This is a genomic window from Terriglobales bacterium (genome assembly GCA_035937135.1).
GTDB lineage: Bacteria > Acidobacteriota > Terriglobia > Terriglobales > Acidobacteriaceae > DASYVL01.
Genome location: DASYVL010000038.1, coordinates 1 through 18,527 on the forward strand (window position 1 = coordinate 1; position 18,527 = coordinate 18,527).

Annotated in this window: 14 protein-coding genes; 6 read left to right on the forward strand and 8 right to left on the reverse strand. The window is 66.2% G+C overall.

Annotated elements, in window-relative coordinates; translation table 11 throughout:
- Positions 1–294, reverse strand: a 294-nt coding sequence (locus tag VGQ94_01805) for a hypothetical protein (protein HEV2021241.1), incomplete at its 3' end; no start/stop codon positions are given.
- A gap of 32 nt (positions 295–326) precedes the next feature.
- Here VGQ94_01805 and VGQ94_01810 point away from each other — a divergent pair.
- From VGQ94_01810 to VGQ94_01830, 5 genes are all read left to right on the forward strand, one after another.
- Entirely contained in the window at positions 327–1,325 is a 999-nt protein-coding gene (locus tag VGQ94_01810) for an A/G-specific adenine glycosylase (protein HEV2021242.1), read from the forward strand.
- Positions 1,326–1,346: 21 nt separating this feature from the next.
- Positions 1,347–1,844, forward strand: a complete 498-nt coding sequence (locus tag VGQ94_01815) for a TlpA disulfide reductase family protein (protein HEV2021243.1) — start codon at positions 1,347–1,349, stop codon at positions 1,842–1,844.
- Between the two features lie 52 nt (positions 1,845–1,896).
- Positions 1,897–3,441 carry a D-aminoacylase gene (locus VGQ94_01820; GenBank protein HEV2021244.1) on the forward strand — a complete coding sequence of 515 codons (1,545 nt, stop codon included), beginning with the start codon at positions 1,897–1,899 and terminating at the stop codon, positions 3,439–3,441.
- A gap of 71 nt (positions 3,442–3,512) precedes the next feature.
- A complete protein-coding gene (locus VGQ94_01825) occupies positions 3,513–5,195 on the forward strand; it encodes a M28 family peptidase (GenBank protein HEV2021245.1) in 1,683 nt (560 codons plus the stop codon).
- Between the two features lie 121 nt (positions 5,196–5,316).
- Positions 5,317–7,569 carry a hypothetical protein gene (locus tag VGQ94_01830; protein HEV2021246.1) on the forward strand — a complete coding sequence of 751 codons (2,253 nt, stop codon included), beginning with the start codon at positions 5,317–5,319 and terminating at the stop codon, positions 7,567–7,569.
- 172 nt (positions 7,570–7,741) lie between these two features.
- On the opposite strand, the gene VGQ94_01835 is transcribed toward VGQ94_01830, so the two are convergent.
- The gene (locus VGQ94_01835) at positions 7,742–9,427 is read right to left on the reverse strand and encodes a TonB family protein (GenBank protein HEV2021247.1); all 1,686 of its coding nucleotides are present in this window, start codon (positions 9,425–9,427) and stop codon (positions 7,742–7,744) included.
- A gap of 330 nt (positions 9,428–9,757) precedes the next feature.
- Between VGQ94_01835 and VGQ94_01840 the strand changes: the two genes are divergently transcribed.
- Positions 9,758–10,279, forward strand: a complete 522-nt coding sequence (locus tag VGQ94_01840) for a hypothetical protein (protein HEV2021248.1) — start codon at positions 9,758–9,760, stop codon at positions 10,277–10,279.
- 14 nt (positions 10,280–10,293) lie between these two features.
- On the opposite strand, the gene VGQ94_01845 is transcribed toward VGQ94_01840, so the two are convergent.
- The 6 genes from VGQ94_01845 to VGQ94_01870 all read right to left on the reverse strand — a co-directional run bounded on the left by VGQ94_01845 (position 10,294) and on the right by VGQ94_01870 (position 18,411).
- Positions 10,294–11,721, reverse strand: coding sequence for a pitrilysin family protein (locus VGQ94_01845; protein ID HEV2021249.1), 1,428 nt, complete (start codon positions 11,719–11,721; stop codon positions 10,294–10,296).
- The gene (locus VGQ94_01850) at positions 11,718–13,052 is read right to left on the reverse strand and encodes a pitrilysin family protein (protein HEV2021250.1); all 1,335 of its coding nucleotides are present in this window, start codon (positions 13,050–13,052) and stop codon (positions 11,718–11,720) included. Before VGQ94_01850 ends, VGQ94_01845 begins: the two co-directional genes overlap by 4 nt.
- Before the next feature lie 72 nt (positions 13,053–13,124).
- Entirely contained in the window at positions 13,125–14,534 is a 1,410-nt protein-coding gene (locus tag VGQ94_01855) for a glycosyltransferase (protein ID HEV2021251.1), read from the reverse strand.
- Positions 14,531–15,226, reverse strand: a complete 696-nt coding sequence (locus VGQ94_01860) for a DUF5752 family protein (GenBank protein HEV2021252.1) — start codon at positions 15,224–15,226, stop codon at positions 14,531–14,533. The genes VGQ94_01855 and VGQ94_01860 overlap by 4 nt, the downstream gene beginning before the upstream one ends.
- A 6-nt stretch (positions 15,227–15,232) precedes the next feature.
- Positions 15,233–16,114, reverse strand: coding sequence for a trehalose-phosphatase (gene otsB / locus VGQ94_01865; protein HEV2021253.1), 882 nt, complete (start codon positions 16,112–16,114; stop codon positions 15,233–15,235).
- A 5-nt stretch (positions 16,115–16,119) separates the two neighbouring features.
- Complete coding sequence (locus VGQ94_01870) at positions 16,120–18,411, reverse strand: trehalose-6-phosphate synthase (protein ID HEV2021254.1); 2,292 nt, start codon at positions 18,409–18,411, stop codon at positions 16,120–16,122.
- Positions 18,412–18,527: the final 116 nt, after the last annotated feature.

Sequence of the window (18,527 nt, forward strand, 5' to 3'; positions counted from 1 at the left end):
TGCCGAAGCCGCCAGCACCGCCAGGTGGGCCCTTCCCTGGCGCCTTCTGGCGCGTTGCGCCAACCCGTGGGCGTAGCCGTATCCCGCCAGCAGCAGCGCCTGGAAGAAGAGCATGCACGTGGTCCACACCGCCGGGGCCCCGCCGAACCACGGCAGGATGTACTTGCCCATCAGCGGCTGGAGTTGGAAGAGCAGAAAGGCGCTGAGGAAGATGGTGAGCGCGAACAGCGGCCGCCCGCTTCTTTGGGCTTCCGGCCTGCGAGTCTCTTGAGGGAGCTTCCCGGAGGGCGGCACGGGCAAAGTATAGAATGCGGGGCGGAAGGGTCATGAATCTTTTTGCCGGCACCGCAGAGGCCGCTCGCCGCCGCTTTCGCGCGCGCCTGATTCGCTGGTACCGGCGCCATCGCCGCGGCCTCCCCTGGCGCAATACCCGCGACCCCTACCGCATCTGGGTCTCCGAGATCATGCTGCAGCAGACGCGCGTGGCGGCCGTTCTCTCCCACTACAAAGACTTTCTGCGGCGCTTTCCCAAAGTGAGAAAACTCGCCGCGGCGCGCGAGTCCTCCGTGCTGGCCGCCTGGAGCGGACTGGGCTACTACGCGCGCGCCCGCAGCCTTCACGCCGCTGCTAAAGAGATCGTCCGCGAGCGGCGTGGCCGCTTCCCGCGCAGCGCGGAAGAGCTGGGCGCGCTGCCTGGCATCGGCCGCTACACCGCCGCCGCTATCGCGAGCATCGCATTTGGTCGGCCGGAAGCGGTGGTGGACGGCAACGTCGCCCGCGTCCTCCGACGGCTCTCCGGTGCACCGGCTTCCGAGCGCGAGCTTTGGAGTCAGGCACAATCGCTCCTCAGCCGCCACAGTCCCGGCGACTTTAACCAGGCCATGATGGAACTGGGCGCGACCGTCTGCCTGCCGGGCGCGCCCCGCTGCGACCGCTGTCCAGTCTTCGCCTGGTGCCGCACGCGCGGCGCCGCGCCGGGCCGGGTCGCGCTGCCACGCTCGAAGAAGAAGCAGGTCAGATTCTCGCTCGCCGCCCGCAAGGACTCCGTCCTGCTCACGCGGCGCGCCCCGGGCGCTTCGCTCATGCCCCGGATGTGGGAGCTGCCGCAAACCCCGTCCCGGAATGGCGCCTCGGGCCGGAAGCCCGCCGTCCTTTTCCGACTGCGCCACTCCATCACCGACACCGACTACCGGGTCACGGTCCTGCGAGGCGCGGCGCGCGCCAGTCAAGCCAACGGAAGCTGGGTCCGCCTCTCACGCCTGCCGCGGCTGCCGCTCACCGGACTCGCCCGCAAGATCCTGCGCCGCTCCAACCTCCTCGTTTAGAATTAGAGCGGAGGAGGGAACATGACAGCTCTCGACGCCGGCGTTAGCGCCCCCGACTTCGCGCTGAACGGCATGAACGGGGAGAAGATTTCCCTGGCCGAGGCTCGCAAGAAGGGCCCGGTCGTCGCCGCCTTCTTCAAGATCAGTTGTCCTGTCTGCCAGTACGCCTTTCCGTATCTGGAACGCATCTTCAAGGCCTACCCCAGCAGCCCGGTGACGCTGGTGGGCGTGTCGCAGAACGAAAAGAAAGAAACTGCCGGCTTCGCGCGCGAGTACGGCATCACCTTTCCACTGCTGCTCGACGACCCCAGCGCTTACCTGGCCTCGAACGCGTATGGGCTGACCAACGTGCCGACCATCTTCCTCATCGCGCCCGGCGGCAAGATCGAGCTTTCGATCGTGGGCTGGAGCAAGCGCGACCTCGAGGACCTGAACGCGCGTGTCGCCCAAGCCTGTGGCGTCGCTGCTGCGAAGCTTTTCAAGTCCGGCGAGCAGGTGGACGAATTCAAGCCCGGTTGAGGGTCTCTCAACTAGCCCGCGGTCGCGGGCCGGCGTCAGCAATCACACTCGCATGAGAATCCTACAGACCGCGTTTCGCTGGCTGGCACTCCTGACGGTGCTCTCCTGCGCCGCCTCCGCCGGGACACTCCTCCTCCAGAACGCCGTGGTTTATGACGGCACCGGGCGCCCGGGCTTCCGCGCCGACGTTCGCATTGACGGCGAGCGCATCGTCGCCGTCGCCCCGCATCTGAAGCCCCGCCCCGGCGAAGCCGTGCGCGACGTCTACGGCCTGGCGCTGGCGCCCGGCTTCGTGGACATGCACAGCCACGCCGACGCCCGCATCCTCGAGCTGCCCACCGCTGACAACGTCATCCGCCAGGGCATCACCACCGTACTGGTGGGGCAGGACGGCGCCTCTCCCTATCCGCTCGCCGATTTCCTGGGCCGCCTGGAAAAGGCTCCGCCCGCGCTCAACGTGGCCAGCATGGCCGGACACGGCACGCTGCGTGAGCAGGCGATGGGCAGGGACAAAGACCTGCTGCGCCCCTCGACCGCCGCCGAATTGGAAAAGATGCGCGGGTTGCTGGATCAGGAGATGCAGGCCGGAGCCTTCGGCCTCTCCAGCGGACTGGAGTACGACGCCGGTCACTTCGCGACCACCGACGAACTGGTGGAGTTGGCCAAGGTGGCGCATCGCTACGGCGGCTTCTACATCTCGCACGTGCGCGACGAGGGCAACGGCGTCTTCGACTCTTTCCGCGAAGCCATCGGGATCGGCCGCCGCGCCCACGTTCCGGTGGAGATCTCGCACATCAAGCTTGCCACCACGCCTAACTGGCATCTCGCCCGCAGCAAGATGCCGGAGATCTTCCGCCTGGCGCGCACGCAAGGCGTGGACCTGAAGGCCGACGTCTATCCCTACACTTTCTGGCAGTCGGAGCTGCGCGTCATCGTGCTCGACCGCGACTACTTCAATCCCGAAAAAGTCGCCAAGGCCATCGCCGAGAACGGCGGCGCGGAGAACCTGCGCTTCACCCGCTACCAGCCCGACCTCGAGCTCTCCAACAAGACGCTGAAGGAATTCGCCGACCACTGGCAGGTGGCTCCGGCCGAAGCCTTCATGCGCATCGTGCGCGAGACCATGCCCGGTCCCGACGGCAAGTCGCGTGAGGACGACATCCTCGGCACCTCCATGGTCGAGGACGACCTGCGCTGGTTCCTGGCCCATCCCCGCATCATGTTCTGCACCGACGGCGAGATCCGCGGCAAGCATCCGCGCAGCGCCGGCGCCTTTCCCCGCATCCTGGGTCCCTACGTGCGCGACCAGAAGGTGCTCCCGCTCGCCGCCGCCATCCACAAGATGACCGCGCTTCCGGCCGCGCAGCTCGGCCTCGCCGACCGCGGGCGCATCGCTCCCGGCTACTGGGCCGACCTGGTGCTTTTCGATCCGGCGCAGGTGCGCGACGCGTCCACGGTCGAGAGTCCCGACGCCCCGCCCGACGGCATCGTTGGCGTGATGGTCGCCGGCCAGTGGGTGGTGGAGCAGGGTCAGGTCACCGGCGCGCGCCCAGGCAAGGTGCTGCGGCATCATGGCACGGGGAGAGCGCAGCACTGACCCCTTCGCGTAGAATCATGGATTGCATTTCTATTTCTCTTCCGGAGAGTGATTGCATGCGCAGATTGGCCATGGCATTCCTTGTACTTCTGTTGGCGGTGGGAGCAGCGGCGCAGGAGAAGGCGGCCAAGCCCGCCGCGGCCCCGAAAGCATCCGCCCCGGCTCTGCCTGCGGCTGCGGCGGCGGCCATGAAGTCCATCGATCCGGAGCGCATCCGCGCGCACGTCCGCTTCCTCTCCCACGACCTACTCGAAGGACGCGGCACCGGCCAGCGCGGCGGCGATGTCGCCGCCGAATACATTGCCACCCAGTTCGCCCTCTACGGTCTCAAGCCGGCAGGTGACAACGGTTCCTACATGCAGAAGGTCCCGCTGGTGGGCGTGACCACGCTGCCCGATACCACCTTCACCATCATCCCCGAGCATGGCGAGGCGATGAAGCTCAAGATGAGCGACGACTTCGTGGCCATGGACGAAAGCCTCAACAAAGTGGCCGAAATCGACGCCCAGATTGTCTTCGTTGGCTACGGCATCGATGCCCCCGAGTACCAGTGGAACGACTACAAGGACGCCGATGTCCGCGGCAAGGTCCTGCTCATGCTGGTGAACGAGCCGCCCTCGACGGACGAAAAGTTCTTCAAGGCGCGCGCCCTCACCTACTACGGCCGCTGGACCTACAAGTACGAGCAGGCGGCCCGCAAGGGCGCCGTCGCCGTCATCTTGATTCACAAGACGGAGATGGCCAGTTACGGCTGGGACGTGGTGCGCAACTCCTGGTCGGGCGAGCGCTCCAGTATTCGTACCCAGGCTCCTCGGCTGCAGGCCGCCTCCTGGATCCAACTGGAGGTCGCGCACAAGGCCGTGGCCACCGCCGGCTTGAACCTCGAAGAACTGATGGAAAAAGCCAAGTCGCGCGATTTCCGTCCCATCCCGCTCTCGCTTCGGCTGCGCGCGCACATCGACAGCCAGGTGCGCCCCGTGCAGTCGAGCAACGTGGTCGCCATGCTGTCCGGCTCCGATCCCAAGCTGCGCGCCCAGGCTGTGCTGTACACCGCGCACTATGACCACCTGGGCATCCGCGCCGGGCAGGCGGGCGACAACATCTACAACGGCGCCGCCGACAACGCCACCGGCTGCGGCATCCTGCTGGAGCTGGCGCGCGCCTTCGCCTCCTCATCCCAGAAGCCGCGGCGCTCCATCCTCTTCGCTGCCGTCACCGCCGAGGAGCAGGGACTGCGCGGCTCCGAGTACCTGGGCCAGAAGCCGCCCATCCCGGCCAAGGACATCATGCTCGACCTGAACTTCGACGACGTCCCCCCTCTGGGCGAGCCGGAGGAAGCCGAGCTAGTGGGCTCGGAGCGCACCACCTTCTATCCCGTGGTGAAGGCCACGGCGCGGGAGTTCGGCCTGGTCATACGCCCCGACGCCCGTCCCGAGGCCGGGCACTACTATCGCTCCGACCACTTCAGCCTGGCGCGCGTGGGCGTGCCCGCCTTCTCCGTCAACGAGGGGGAGAAGTTCAAGGGGCACCCGAAGGAGTGGGGCCAGCAGCAGGCCGAGGAGTACACGGCCAAGCGCTACCACCAGCCCTCCGATGAATACCATCCGGAGATGGACTTCACCGGGGACGCCAAGATGGCGCGCTTCGGCTTCGCGCTGGGGTGGAAGGCTGCCTCGCAAGCGGGCTCGATCGGCTGGCAGCCCGGCGACGAGTTCGAGGCCGCCCGCAAGGCCAGCCAGTCGGGCACTCCCTAGCCGCGGCGGGCGGTTTCAGTCCGGGAAATCACCCAAAGGAGATGCACCACCGGGTGCTGGCCCGGCATCCCGGATGTGATACATTTTTCCGCTTGGCGGCCGCCCGGCCCCACGGGTCCCTATGGCACGCTTTCCTTTCCTACAACGCGGCAACCTCGCCGACCACGCCCGCGAGCTCAGCCTGACCACCTACACGCCTGCCATCGCCCTGGAGAACCTCCTCACCGGCGTGGACAACGTGCGGCACGACGTCTTCCTCAGCCCGCGCTTCACCGAGGTGGCCCGCCTGCACATTGCCAAGCTCATCACCAAGTACGGGAACGTGGAGGAGTTAGTGGCGGAAGATGCGTTCGTCTCGCGTAGCCCCGTCGGCGGCCCCGGCCAGGTGGGCGCAAGCGACAAGATGAAGGCGCTCAAGACCGCCGACCCCGCCGACTTCAAGCGCATGCTGGCTGACCTGCAGGTGATGGCGGTCAACCGCGCTAAGGCGGACGGCAATCTTTCCCTGGACCTGCTGGCGCGCCTCGCCGTCCTCAAGTTCCAGCGGACGGAACTGTCGGCGCAGTTCGCCCAGGTGATGGAGCGCTGCCGCGCCAAGCTGAAGAGCTACGAAGGTCCGCGGCAGACGGCGCAGCAGAGGGGGGTGGAGCTGCGCGAGCGCTTCGCGCAGTTCCAGGTGAGCAAGCGTGCGGTGCTACGCCGCGCCGGACAGGAGCTGTTCGAGACCCTGCGCGAGATCGAGAAGGAGACGCTCAGCAAGATGCGGCGCTCGCTCTTCGGCGAGGCCGGCGCCAGCGCCTACGACCTCTTCCTCAACCGGCTGCTGTTCACCGAGGACGGCCGCGACGACTACCTGAATGCCGAGCACTACGTCATGCTGGGCAACTTCGAGCGCGACCCTGACCGCTTCCACATCATGCTGGAGATCGCCTTGGGCTTCCTCAAGTCCCTGAACCTCACCTCGGACGGCGGAGAGGAGGCCGCGCTCGACGCCTACCTCAGCGCCCCCGAAAATGCCCAGGAGCTGGTGGCCGGCGGCGCGCCGGATGAATCCACCCCGCGCGGCAAGGGGCAAAAGGCGCTGCTGGCGGCCTGGCTCGAGGCTCTGGAGCGCGGGGCCGTCATGGACAACGTGGTCGCTTCCTATGAGTCTGTTCCCCTTCTGGCCCAGTACTCGCCTCCCATCAACGCGCAGCAGCTCAAGAACGCCCTCATCTCCCGCACCGAACGCAAGCGCGTGGAGACCCTGCTCGAGGGACATGGCAAGATCTCTCCCGACGCTCTGCACTCCGCCGTCAAGCGCATGGGGAGCTGCAAAGGCGCGGAGCGAGCCAAGATGGCGGGACGCTTCCTCAACGACTTCATGCGCTACCACCGCGACCTGCGCCGCCTGGAGGCCATCAACTCCGCCCTGGATAGCGTCAACGTCATCGGCAACGAGAAGCTGCGCCAGCTTTCCGCCATCAATAACACTCTCTACGAGTTCCCGCTCTCCGAGGAGCAGCGGCCGGCCGAGGACCGGGTGCTGCGCCACGTCATCCTGAAGGCCGACATCCGCGAATCCACCGCCATGACTCGCAGCCTGTTCGAGCGCGGGCTGAACCCCGCTTCCTACTTCAGCCTGAACTTTTATGACCACGTGAACAAGCTGCTGCCCAAGTACGGTGCCGTCAAGGTCTTCATCGAGGGCGACGCCGTCATCCTGGCGCTGTTCGAAAGGGAAGGGGAGGCGGGCTTCGGGGTGGCCCGCACCTGCGTGCTGGCCAAGGAGATCACCGAGATCGTCTCGGCCTACAACGAGCAGTCGCGCAAGGCCGGCCTGCCGACTCTGGAACTGGGCATGGGCATCGCCTTCGAGGATTCCCCCCCCATGTACCTGATGGATGGCTCCACCCGCATCATGATCTCACCCGCGGTCAACGAGAGCGACCGCCTCTCCTCCTGCACCAAGGGAGCGCGCAAGCACCTCGCCGCCACTCCTACGCTCTTCAACGTCTATTCCTTCCAGACGGTCGAGGACGCCGACACCGGTGGCATGCCCGACGAGTTCCTGATGCGTTACAACATCGGCGGCATTCACATCAACGAGGCCGCCTTCGCCAAGCTGACCCAGGAGATCTCCCTGCAGTCCCACGACCTGGAGATCCCCACCCTCTGGGACAAGGAGGTGGTGCGCCTGTACAGCGGCATGGTGCCGGTGGCCTCCGGGGCGTTCCACCGGCTGGTGGTGCGCGAGGGCCGCATCGCCTTCATCGACGCGCGCGAGTTCTCCCTCAAGCGCTGGACCGACCGCCGCTACTATGAGGTCTGCGTCAATCCCACCCTCTACGAATACGTGCAGGGCGGCCGCTCCACCGCCGCGGCGGCTTCCTGACTGCTGGCAAATTACTTGGAGTGCCCGCCGCGGCGGCTTCCTGACCGCGGACGAATTCCTTTGGATTTGTCATCCCGACCGAGCCCGAGGGATGTCGCCTTGGCGACCGGACTGAGGGCGAGTGGAGGGACCTGCTTGTCGATCTGGAAGTGCCGTGGCGTGAGACGGATGTCTAGAACGGCGTCTTGCGCACGGCAAACGGGATGAAGATCACCGCCTCCAGCTCCACCGGGGCGCCATTCTTGGTGGCGGGACGGAAGTGCCAGCGAGCGAGGGCGGCGCGAGCGTTCTCATCCAGCCGGTCATCGATGCCGCGCAGCACCCGCACCTGGGTGACGCTGCCGTCGCGATGGATGACGGCGTAAAGCGTGACCGTCCCTTCGATGCGCTTGCGGATGAACTCCGCCGGGTAGCCCGGATCCGCCTTGCTGGTGACCACGGGTGCGCTCAACTCGCCGGGGCTGGGATTCTCCGCCAGCTCCGCGAAACGCATGATCCAGCTTCCCCCCGCCGAGCTCAGGTTGGGCATGTTGATGGTCATCGAGTAATAGCGCTTGGGCCCGAAGACCTCGTCCTCGATCTTCCCTGTGCCGCTGCGATCGATGATGGTCGAGGGCCCGGTGGATCCGGGCGCGCCCGAATCTAGTCCACGGCCGCCGTCCGAGCCTGTGCCAATCCCGCCGCCCCGGCCGTTTCCCGAGCCACCCGAGCCCGGTCCACCCTGGCCCGGCATCCCGCCCTGCGAGGGATTCCTGGCGATCATCGCCACCATGCCCGCGTTCGACGGTCCTCCCACGTAGACGCCGGAGGGATTCCCGGCCCCCGAGCCGCTTCCTGGGCCGCCCGCGCCGCCCGTTCCCGTCCCGCCCGGCCCGTTGCCACAGCAGGCCACGTCCGGCGTTCCCGGCGCGCCCGGTTTGCCCTCGGGAGTGGCCGCGAACTGACCGCTGCGACTGCCCTCCGGCATGGTCACCGGCCCCGTGGGCATGGTGGGATGGATCCCCAGCGCGATCAACTGTCCCATGGCCTGCATGCCGCTGCCCGCTCCCTGGGTGGTGGGCGCCGGAGGCGCCGTGTCGGCGCCTTCCTTGTTCCCGGCCACGGCCCGCTGTTCTTCCACAGGAAGCTTCGGCGCGCCTACCGTGGGCTCGATGTGCCCGATGTAGATGTCTCCCACCTTGCGCTCCAGCGCCGCGATATCGGGCGGAGCTACGATCACCGCCGCCTCCGGCAGCTTGGGCAGCCGCATGTCGGCCAGGTTGCGCTTGGTGACGTCCGGCGGCGCCGGCGCCACCGTCACCGCCATCATGGGAACTTTCAACTGTCCCGCGGAACGAGCCGTCGCCGCCACCGGCATGCGCGCCGGCACCGGAGTCCAGATCACCATGTTGGGCAGCGGCACGTTCTGGGAGAGGATTCTGGTTGTGGTCGGGTCCACGATGGTCTGCGAGAAGTTGTCCGGATTCGGCGGCAGGGAGATGATGGGCTGCTTGTTGTACTCCGGCTGGCCCTTCTTCGCCACCCTGGCGGGCGCGCTGCCCGAGTTGAGCGCCGGAAGGTAGTCGGAGACGTCGTAGTAGGTGATGGTCCTCTCCGGGATGGCCGTGACTGGCGCGTTCCGGCGGGCGAGAGACAGGGTTGAGAGGCCGAACAGCACCGCCAGCAAAAGCGCGTGGCCGGCCGCGGACTGCCCCAGGCCGCGCATGGGCAGCGGCGTGGGCACGAGGACGTCCTTCCAGAAAGTTCCGGGAGCGAAGGCCAGGTGCAGCGGCGGCTGCTCCCGCCGCAAGACCAGGTCGCCCAGGTTCTCCCGGAAGGTCTTGCTCCAGGGCTCCAGCTCCACCAGTAGACGCGGCATGCGAGCGGAGGTAGGGCGGGGCAGAGCGGAGGGGTCGCGGGTTGGGGCAGCGCCTTCGCCCATTGCTCACACCAGGCGGCCGGCGGGCCGCATAGGCGCGATTATAGCGTAGGAAAACCGCAGGCCGCCTCGCCTCCAAGCCGCCGCTCGTAGCCTCTTTGGGACGGGGCTGCCCCACTTTGGGACCGGGTTGCCCCACCCTTGCCGTTCCCGGCCCTGGAGCGGCAGAGCTGCCCTGAGCGAAGCCGAAGGGGAAGTTCCTTCCGTCGTTGCCCTTCCGGCCTGTTCGAGGCGCTACCCGCCGTGATTTAATAGAGGGGTCCCCAAGCTATGACTGCAAGCCTCAAGACCCTGTTCACGGCACTGCTTTTGCTGACCGTCGCGGCGCTGGCCCAGGCCGGCTCTCCCAAGCATTCCGCTGCCAGCAGTCCCAGCGCATCCGTCGGGGACTTCTCCGGCACCTACACCTTCCTGCGTGAGGACGAGGACCTGCAGATCAACGTGCGGGATGGGAAGCTGGACGGCTACCTCACCCGCTATGGTGAGACCGAGGGCGATAAGAGCGTGCAGCTACAGCACCTCATCGAAAAGTCCTCGCTCACCGGGGATGAGATCAGCTTCACCACCACCAAGATCCACGGCGTGTGGTTCGAGTTCAAGGGCAGGGTGCGGCGCGGGGAGGGCAAGACCGCCGGGAACGAGGGGTACTACGTCCTGGAGGGGACCGTCACCCGCTACGAGACCGGCGCCGACAAGAAAACCACCGCCAAGTCCCGCGAAGTCCAGTTCCGCTCGCTTCCTTCGGACTTCGGCCTCACCATGTCCGGCCAGAAGAGCCAGAAGAAGAAGTAGCCCGGCCTGGAACGCTAGAACGTCGGCTCGGTGATGGACTTGGTGTCCATCTTCGGCGCGTACTTCTTGACCACGGCCTGGATCTCGCCCGCCTTCCCGATGAGCACAAAGACGAGGTTGTCCTCGGGGAAGTACTGCCCGATGATCCGTTTGGAATCGGCCAGCGTCATGGCGTCGATGCGGCGGTAGTAGCCGTCGATCTCCGTCTGGTCGAGGTTGTAGAACGCGAGCGTCGCCATCAGCCGCGCCAGTTGGTCCGAGGTCTCGATGCGTGGCGGAAACTGCCCCTTGATGTATTCCTTCGCCGACTTCAACTCCTCCTCGGTAAAGCCTTTTGCATGCAGGCGATGCAGGACTTCCAGCGTCATGTCCAGCGCCTGCTCCGTGCTCTTGTTCTTGGTGAAGGAGAAGATGACGAACGGCCCCGGCACGCGCCGCCGGTCGAAGCTGGAGCGCGCGCCATACGTGAGCCCCGAGTTGATGCGCAGCTCCGAGTTCAGCATGGAGGTAAAGCGCCCGCCGAAGAGCGTGTTCACCACCTCGATCTGCACCCGGTCGGGATTGTTGCGCGTGATGCCGAGGTTCCCGATCTGGAAGAAGGTCTGGGTGGAATCCGGCTTGTCCACCAGCAGCAGCTTCTTGCCGTGGAAGGGCGCGGGCTCCGGCAGGGACGCCGCCGGTACCGGGCGCGCCTTCCACTCGCTGAAGCGCTGCGCCAGCAGCTTCTCCATCTCTGGAGTGGAGAAGTCTCCGGCCACCGACAGAACGGTGTTTCCCGGCGCGTAGTAGGTCTCGAAGAACTTCACCGCATCTGCTCGCTGGATACGCGTCAGCGAACTCTCGTCACCGTCGGTGGGCCGCCCATAGGGATGCTTCCCGTAGAGGTAGGATTGGTAGTAGCTTCCGATGACGCCGCGCGCCTCGTCCTTATCCGCCTTGATGCCATCGATGCGCTGCGCCAGCATCTTCGTGACCTCGGCTTCGGGGAAGGTCGGGTTCAGCAGCACGTCGGCCAGCAGGTCGAGTCCCCGGTTCAGGTCCTTCTTCAGGAACTCGGCGGAGCCCGAGGTGTAGTCGGCGCTGGCGTCCGCGTCGAATTGGCCGCCGATGAAGTCCAGATCCGCGGCCACCTGGTCGGCCGTGCGCGTCTTCGTGCCCTTGCGCAGCAGGCCGGCGGTCAGCGACGCCAGACCGTCCTTGCCCTCCGGGTCGGCGATCGCGCCCGTCTTGACGATGAAGCTAAAGCTGACGATGGGGACCTCGTGCTGCTCCATCAGCAGGATGGTCAGGCCGTTTTTCAGGATGAGTTTCTTGTAGGCCGGGAGCTTCAGCGCCGATCCCGCCGCGGTTTGCGCGCTCGCCGGCACTGCCAGCAGGGTGACGACCGCCAAGATTGCCAAAGAGAGAAGCCGGTTGCGTGTGAGGCCCTTAGCCCTGGTCATTTCTTCCCCTCCTCCGGCTCCGGCACCAGCGTGGCCACGCTGCGATTCTTGGCGGTGAAGTATTGCTTCGCCACCCGCTGCACGTACTCTTTCGTCACCTTGTTGTACTGCTCGGCGGCGTCGAACAACTTGTGGTAGTCGCCGAAGAAAACCTCGTAGGTGCCCAGGGTGTTGGCCTTCCCGCTGATGGTCTTCATTTGCCGGTAGAACCGGGCCAGCAGGATGTTCTTTGCCTTTTCCAACTCCTGGTTGGTCACGCCCTGCGCGCTCACCTTGTCCAGCTCCTCGTACACCGCTTTCTCCACCGCCGCCGGATCCACGTTGGCCTTGGGCTGGGCATCGATCTCGAACAACGTTGGGTCGAAGGCGAACGGAGAGCTGCCGTCGATGGAGAGGGCCAGCTGGTCCTTGTCCACCAGACGCTGGTACATGCGCGAGCTTTCGCCCGTGAACAGGATGGTCTGCAGCACCTGCCGCGCGTAGAAGTCCCCGCTGTCGGTCTGCGGGACGTGGTAGCCCATCATCACCATGGGGAGCTGAGCGAACTTGCGCACCACCACGCGCCGCTCACCGAGCTGCTCCGGCTCGGCGGTGGTCACCTTGGGTGGCGGGTCGTGCGAGGGGATGGGCTCGATGTATTTCTCCGCCAGTTGGATGACCTCATCCGCGGTGACGTCGCCGCTCACCACCATGGTCGCATTCGAGGGCGAGTAGCCCATCTCGAAGTGGTGGCGCAGGTCTCCCATCTTCCAGTTCTCGATGTCCACCATCCACCCCACGACCGGCCACTGGTAGGGATGCGCCGTGAACGCCGCCGCCCAAAGCTGCTCGGAGAGCAGCCCGGCGTTGTCGCCGTCCACTGACAGTCGCCGCTCGGAGGCCACCACGCCGCGCTCCGACTCGATCATCTTGGGATCGAAGGCCAAGTCGCGGATGCGGTCGGCCTCCAGGTCGAAGATCTCCGCCATCTGCGCCCGCGGGAACCAGTCCTGATAGACGGTGACGTCGTTCGAGGTGTAGGCGTTGTTGGAGCCGCCGCCCGCCTCCATCACCCGGTCGAACTCGTGCGGCCCGTACTTCTTGGCCCCGTTGAACATCATGTGCTCGAAGAAGTGCGAAAGCCCGGTGGTGCCCGGCCGCTCGTTGCGCGATCCGATGCGGTAGAAGATGTACAGCGCCACGTTGGGGATGGAGTGGTCTTCCTGCACCAGGATCTTCATCCCGTTCTTCAGGGTGTGAGTCTTGACGTCGAAGTTCTGCGCCGTCGCGCCGGGAGCGCCCAGCAGGACGAGCAGTGCCGCGCCGGCCAACCATCGGATGAGTGACTTCATGGAACCGCCTCTGGGAGGTTTTCGGGAAGAGCAAATCCTACAGGATTGGCGGAAAAGTGGGAAGGCGGAATGCTACGCCGCCCCGCGCGGCTGGACAACGCCCAACATGATTTGAAACAGCACCAGATACCGCTTGAGGTTGGTAGTGATCAGGAAATTCTCCTTTACGTGCTCGCGTCCGTTCTTTCCCAGCTGCTGGGCAAACTCGGGATGGGTGAGCAGGTAGCGCAACTGGTAGGCGCAACCCTCCACCGAGTGCACCAGCGCGCCGGTCAGCTTGTGCACCACCTGCGTCGGGATGCCGCCCACGGCCCCGGCGATCACCGGCTTGCTCTTCCACAGCGCCTCGGTCACCGTCAGCCCGAATCCCTCTTTCAGTGACTTCTGCACCACCACGGTCGAGATGCGCTGCAGCGCGTTGATCTCCAGCGCGCACCACGGCGGCAGATTGAGGATGATGACGTCCGGGTCGTCGCCCACCGCCTCCCGCACCTCCTGCAAGACTGCCGCGCCTTCGGGATCGTCGGAGGCGCTGCCCCCGGCCAGCACCAACTGGCAGTCCACATACTTCTTCGCCAGCTTGTAAGCCTGCACCACGCCCACCGGGTCCTTCAATCGGTCGAAGCGCGAGACCTGCGTGATGACCGGCCGCGAGCGGTCGATGCCAAAGTCGTCGCAGATCTTCTCCAGGTAGCTCTCCTCCAGCTCCTTGTTCTTGTCCGACAGCGGATCGATGCAGGGATAAAAAAGATACTGCGGGATGCTCAGCTGCCGGGTAAAGGACGGCGAGGAGAAGATGGCGGCGTCGAACTGTTCCACCAGCGGGCACAGGAAGTCCCACACCCCGGCGTGCGGGCTGGAAAGGTCGATGTGGCAGCGCCAGATCCAGCGCCCGTGGCTCGCCTCCTTGGAGCGCACCAGCCCCGCTGGCTGCGGGTCGTGGATGACGATCAGGTCCTCCCCGAACTCCATCCGCTGCCGGTTCTGCTCGTTGTACATGAGGAAGACGTCGAGCGCCTGCTGGGTCAGGTTGTAGTCGGCGCCGTGCAGCGCGTTGTGAAATCCTTTCGTGACTTCGAAGAAATCGTTGCCGCCGGTGATCACCTCCCACTTGGTGCGCACCTCCACCTCGTTCATCAGCGGGACCAGGCGGTTCAGGATCTCGGCCACCCCGCCGCCCACCGCCGTGGAGTTCACCATCTTCACCGTCTTGCCGCGCAGGCTGGCCGCCAAGAAGCGCAGCTCGTCCAGCTCTGGCCTGCCGATAATGGGCTCGTAATCGTCCAGCCGCGGCGGAGGCGACGGCGCGGGCGGAGTCTCGGAGATGCGCGGTGCCCGGCGCCGCTCCCGCCGCACGACCTCTGCCGGTTGGGGAGCGGGCGCCTCCACCGGCGATGGGGAAGCAATGGACGAAGACGAGGGCGGGGAACTCTTCCGCTGTTTGGCGGCGGGCTTCGGAGCGGCTGGCTTGCGCCGGGTCATGGCGCACTCCTGGCGATTTCCTGCTGCACCATCTGCAGGATCTTGGCGCGCACGTCGTTCAGCGTGGCCGTGTAGATGTCGATGCGGTTCAACCGGGCCCCCAACGAAGCCAGGTCCAGGTCCTTCTCCAGCCAGGTTGAGAAGTCGTTCCGGGTCAGCGGGGGCCGCAGCCGCGCCGTGATGAAGTGGTGATGGATGCTGTGCAGGCTCACCCGCTGCAGGCATTCCGCGAACTCCTCCAGATTGCCGGCCACGAATGACGTGGGCGTCACCACCGTCTCCGAGAGGCAGAAATAGAACGGCTCGAACGCGGGGCGCACGGCCGCCGCCGGGTTCCGCTTCAGGTGCTCCTCGATCGCGGCCACGATCCGCTCCCGCAGTTCCCCCAGGGTGGTGAAGTCACGCACGTCCACGGCCGCCAGCCGCTCCGCCAGTTCGATCTCGTTGCACGCTGCGAACACCCACTGGGCAAAGTCGTTGGAAAACCCGCCACGGATGTAGTGATGCTCCCGCAGCGTTTGGAAGGTGTGGTGGAAGATGGAAGCATCCGGACAGCGCTTCAAGTTTTCCAGCAGTTCCGCCAGGTTGGTGGCCCGCTCGCGCCCGATGCGCGTCAGGTGAGACTCCGAGTTGAAGTAGAAGGGCGTGCGCGCCGTCCGTGCGCCGACAGTGGTGGGTAGTGTGGTTGCCATCCTGAGCTAAGCTCCTCGCAACCGGGGTTCATTCCTGCGCTCTACGGAGTCCGGGGCCCGCTTCTTGTTCTGATGCTCTTGGCGGCGGCTGTTGCCCCGGCCAACCGGGATCCTGGCGGTCATCTCCATCTCCAGCTTTTCGAGAAACGACCGCACCTCAATCGGATTCCGCAGCCGGAAGTGGGCCCGCGTCCGCCGCGGCCGGCCTACGCGCACCGTCAGTTCGCCGCGCAGCGCCGCGAACGCGCGCTCATCGGAGACGTCGTCCCCAATGAAAATAGAAAGGGTCGGTCGCGGCAGCTCCTCTAGCAGCCGGCACACCGCCACCCCCTTGCCGCCCAGCTCTCGGGGCAACACCTCCCAGACCTTTCTTCCCGCCAGCACGCGCAGGTCGGGTTGCAGCCACTCCAGGGTCTCGCGGACGATGGGCCGCGCCCGCCGCGCCGTGGAGACCGAGGCGCCGCGATAGTGCACCACGAACACCGGACCCTTGTCCTCGATCCAGATGCCCGGCAAGCCGCGCAGGCGCTCGGCCAGCATCCTGCGCGCCAGGCGCATCAGCCGCCGCGTGCCGGGTCGGGCCGAGGCGCCGTCGCCATGCTCCCAGCCGTGCAGTCCCAGGTACCGCGCCCCCGGCACGTTCACTCGTCTGCGCAGGTCCGCGCGCCGCCGCCCGCTGATCAGGACCAACGTCACCCGGGGATGCCGCGCCAGCCGTTGCAGTAGGCGCTGGCCGGAATCGTCCAGCCACACCTCTTCCGGGCGCGCGCGCAGCGGGACGAGCGACCCGTCGAAATCCAGAAAGACGGCCAGATGGCGGGCGGCGCGCAGGCGCCGGCGCACGGTCGCCCAGTGGTCGAACAAGGACTGCGGAGTGGTGTCGCGCATCGGCGTCACATTCCGCCCATTCCGCCGCCGCTCCTCGCGTGTGCCTTGGTGCTCTCCGGGGGCTCGATCCGCAGGTCCGCCAGCTCCGAGATCAGGTTCCCGGCCCAGCGATAGATGTTGTATTCCTTCACCACTCGCCGCATGCGCTGCATGCGCGCCTTCTTCTCCGGCGTGTCCATCTCCAGGCCCAGACGGATGGCGTCCGCCAGCTCCTCGGAGTCGTACGGGTTCACCACCAGCGCGTCACGCAGTTCGCGGCCGGCGCCGGTGAAGCGGCTCAGGATCAGTACGCCTTGTTCATCCTGTCGCGCCGCCACGAATTCCTTGGCCACCAGATTCATCCCGTCGTGCAGGGAAGTCACCATGCACAGGTCCGCCGCCCGGTAGAACGGCAGGATCTCCTGATGACTGTGGTGCCACTTGCGCAGCACGATGGGCTTCCACTTGCCGTTCTGGAAGCGCGCGTTGACGCGCTCGGCCTCGGCGGCGACCTGGTCGAACAGATCGTGATAGCGCTTGATCTCCGTGCGGCTGGGCGCGCCGATCTGCACGAACGTGAACTGTCCCAGATATACCGGATACTTCTCAAAAAAGCGCTCGATGCCGCAGAAGCGCTCCAGAATGCCCTTGGTGTAGTCCACCCGGTCCACGCCCACCCCCAGGCGGGTCGCTCCGTTGTTGCCCAGCTCCGCGAACACCGCGGCGCGCTCCGCTGCGAGCACGTTCGAGGGCGTCGGCGTCGGCGCAGGCTCCGCGAAGTCCACGCTGATGGGGAAGGGCAGCACCACCGAGCGGTGACCCTCGCGCTGCACCGAGAAGCGCTCCCAGGAGATGCGCGACTCCAAGACGCGGTCCACCGTTTCCAGAAAGTTGTTGCAGTGCGCCTGGATGTGGAAGCCCAGCAGGTCGGCGCCCAGCATGCCGCCCAGCAGCTCGCGCTGCCACGGGCAGATGCCGAAGGCCTCCGGGTTCGGCCAGGGGATGTGCCAGAAGAGGGCTACGCGCGCCTCCGGGCGCCGCTTCTTCACCATTCGGGGCAGCAGCGCGAAGTGATAGTCCTGCACCAGCAGAAAGGGCTGCTCGGCGCCCTCCATCTCCTCCAGGACGACGTCGGCGAACTTCCGGTTCACCGCCTGATACTGCTCCCAGTCCGCCGCGCGGAAGGTGGGACGCGTATGCGCGATGTGGCACAGCGGCCACAGACCCTCGTTGGCGAAGCCGAAGTAGTAGCCCTGTTCCTCCTCCTTGGTCAGCCACACCCGCCGCAAGGTGTAGTGCGGGTCATCCGGAGGGACGCGCAGCCTCGCGTGCTCGTCCACCATTGTCCGGTCGGCATCCCCGCTGCCGTGCGCGATCCACGTCCCCTCGCTGGCGCGCAGGATGGGCTCCAGCGCCGTCACCAGGCCGCTGGCCGGAACAATCGTTTCCACCGTCCTGCCGTTGATCCGGTGCATGTATGGTTCGCGGTTGGAGACCACCAGCAAACGGTTGCCTTGCAGCTTCTTAAGAACGTGAGCGGAAAGTTTCTCCGCCGTCCAAGTCGCGTCCGCGGTCTCGCGCAGCCGCGCCTCTTTTGCCGCCGTCTCCTTGGCCGCATCCAGGCTCCGCGCGAAACTAGCCACCTCCTTCGCCAAGGGTTCCAGCAGGGTCCCGTCCGGAAGAGCCATTTGTTTGGTCGCCCCTCCGGTGCGAAGCGCTCTCATCCATTGCGCGGTTTGCTTGATCGGTTCCACAATGCTCCAGCGGATGACCAGCAGCGCCGTGAGCGCGATCAACAGCACTCGCAGCAGGACACCTAAGGAGGCGTCCCGCCAGATGCGGGACTTCTGAGCGTCGATGTAGCTGGCATCCTCCACCACCGCAAGCACGCCGGCGCGGCCCGCGGCCTGCCCCGGCAGCACGTAAACGTACACTCGCGACTGTTCCAGCCACAGGAACTCGCCCCTCCCCTGGCTCTCCGCCTTCGCCTTCACCAGGCTGGATAGCGGAACCGCCAATTGCGTCGCCATGCCCGGCGTTAGGGCCTGCGATATGCCTTGCGAGTCGAAGAGCGCAACTCCCGAGACGTGCTCACCCTTCGCCAGGCGCTGGACTAATCGCTGAAGTTCCTCCCGGGAACCGGCCTTGGCCTGGGTCGGCAGGTCATCCTGCATGCGTTCGGCTGCTCCCGCGGTACTCCTCTCCAGGTCCGCCAGCAGACGATGCTCGTCGGCGCGCACCTCCAGGTACGCCAGCGCGAACGTGACCAGGGTGATTCCCGCCACCAGCCAGAGAATCGGACGTAGGCTCAATTTCATCGTGATCCGTTCACTCCCGGGTTCTGGGGAGCACTCGAGTTCGCCGGGGCGGCCTCGCGGGACATGACACCAGGGCCCGCCGCAGTCTCTCCGCGCGGAGCGAGGGTCTCCGCTCG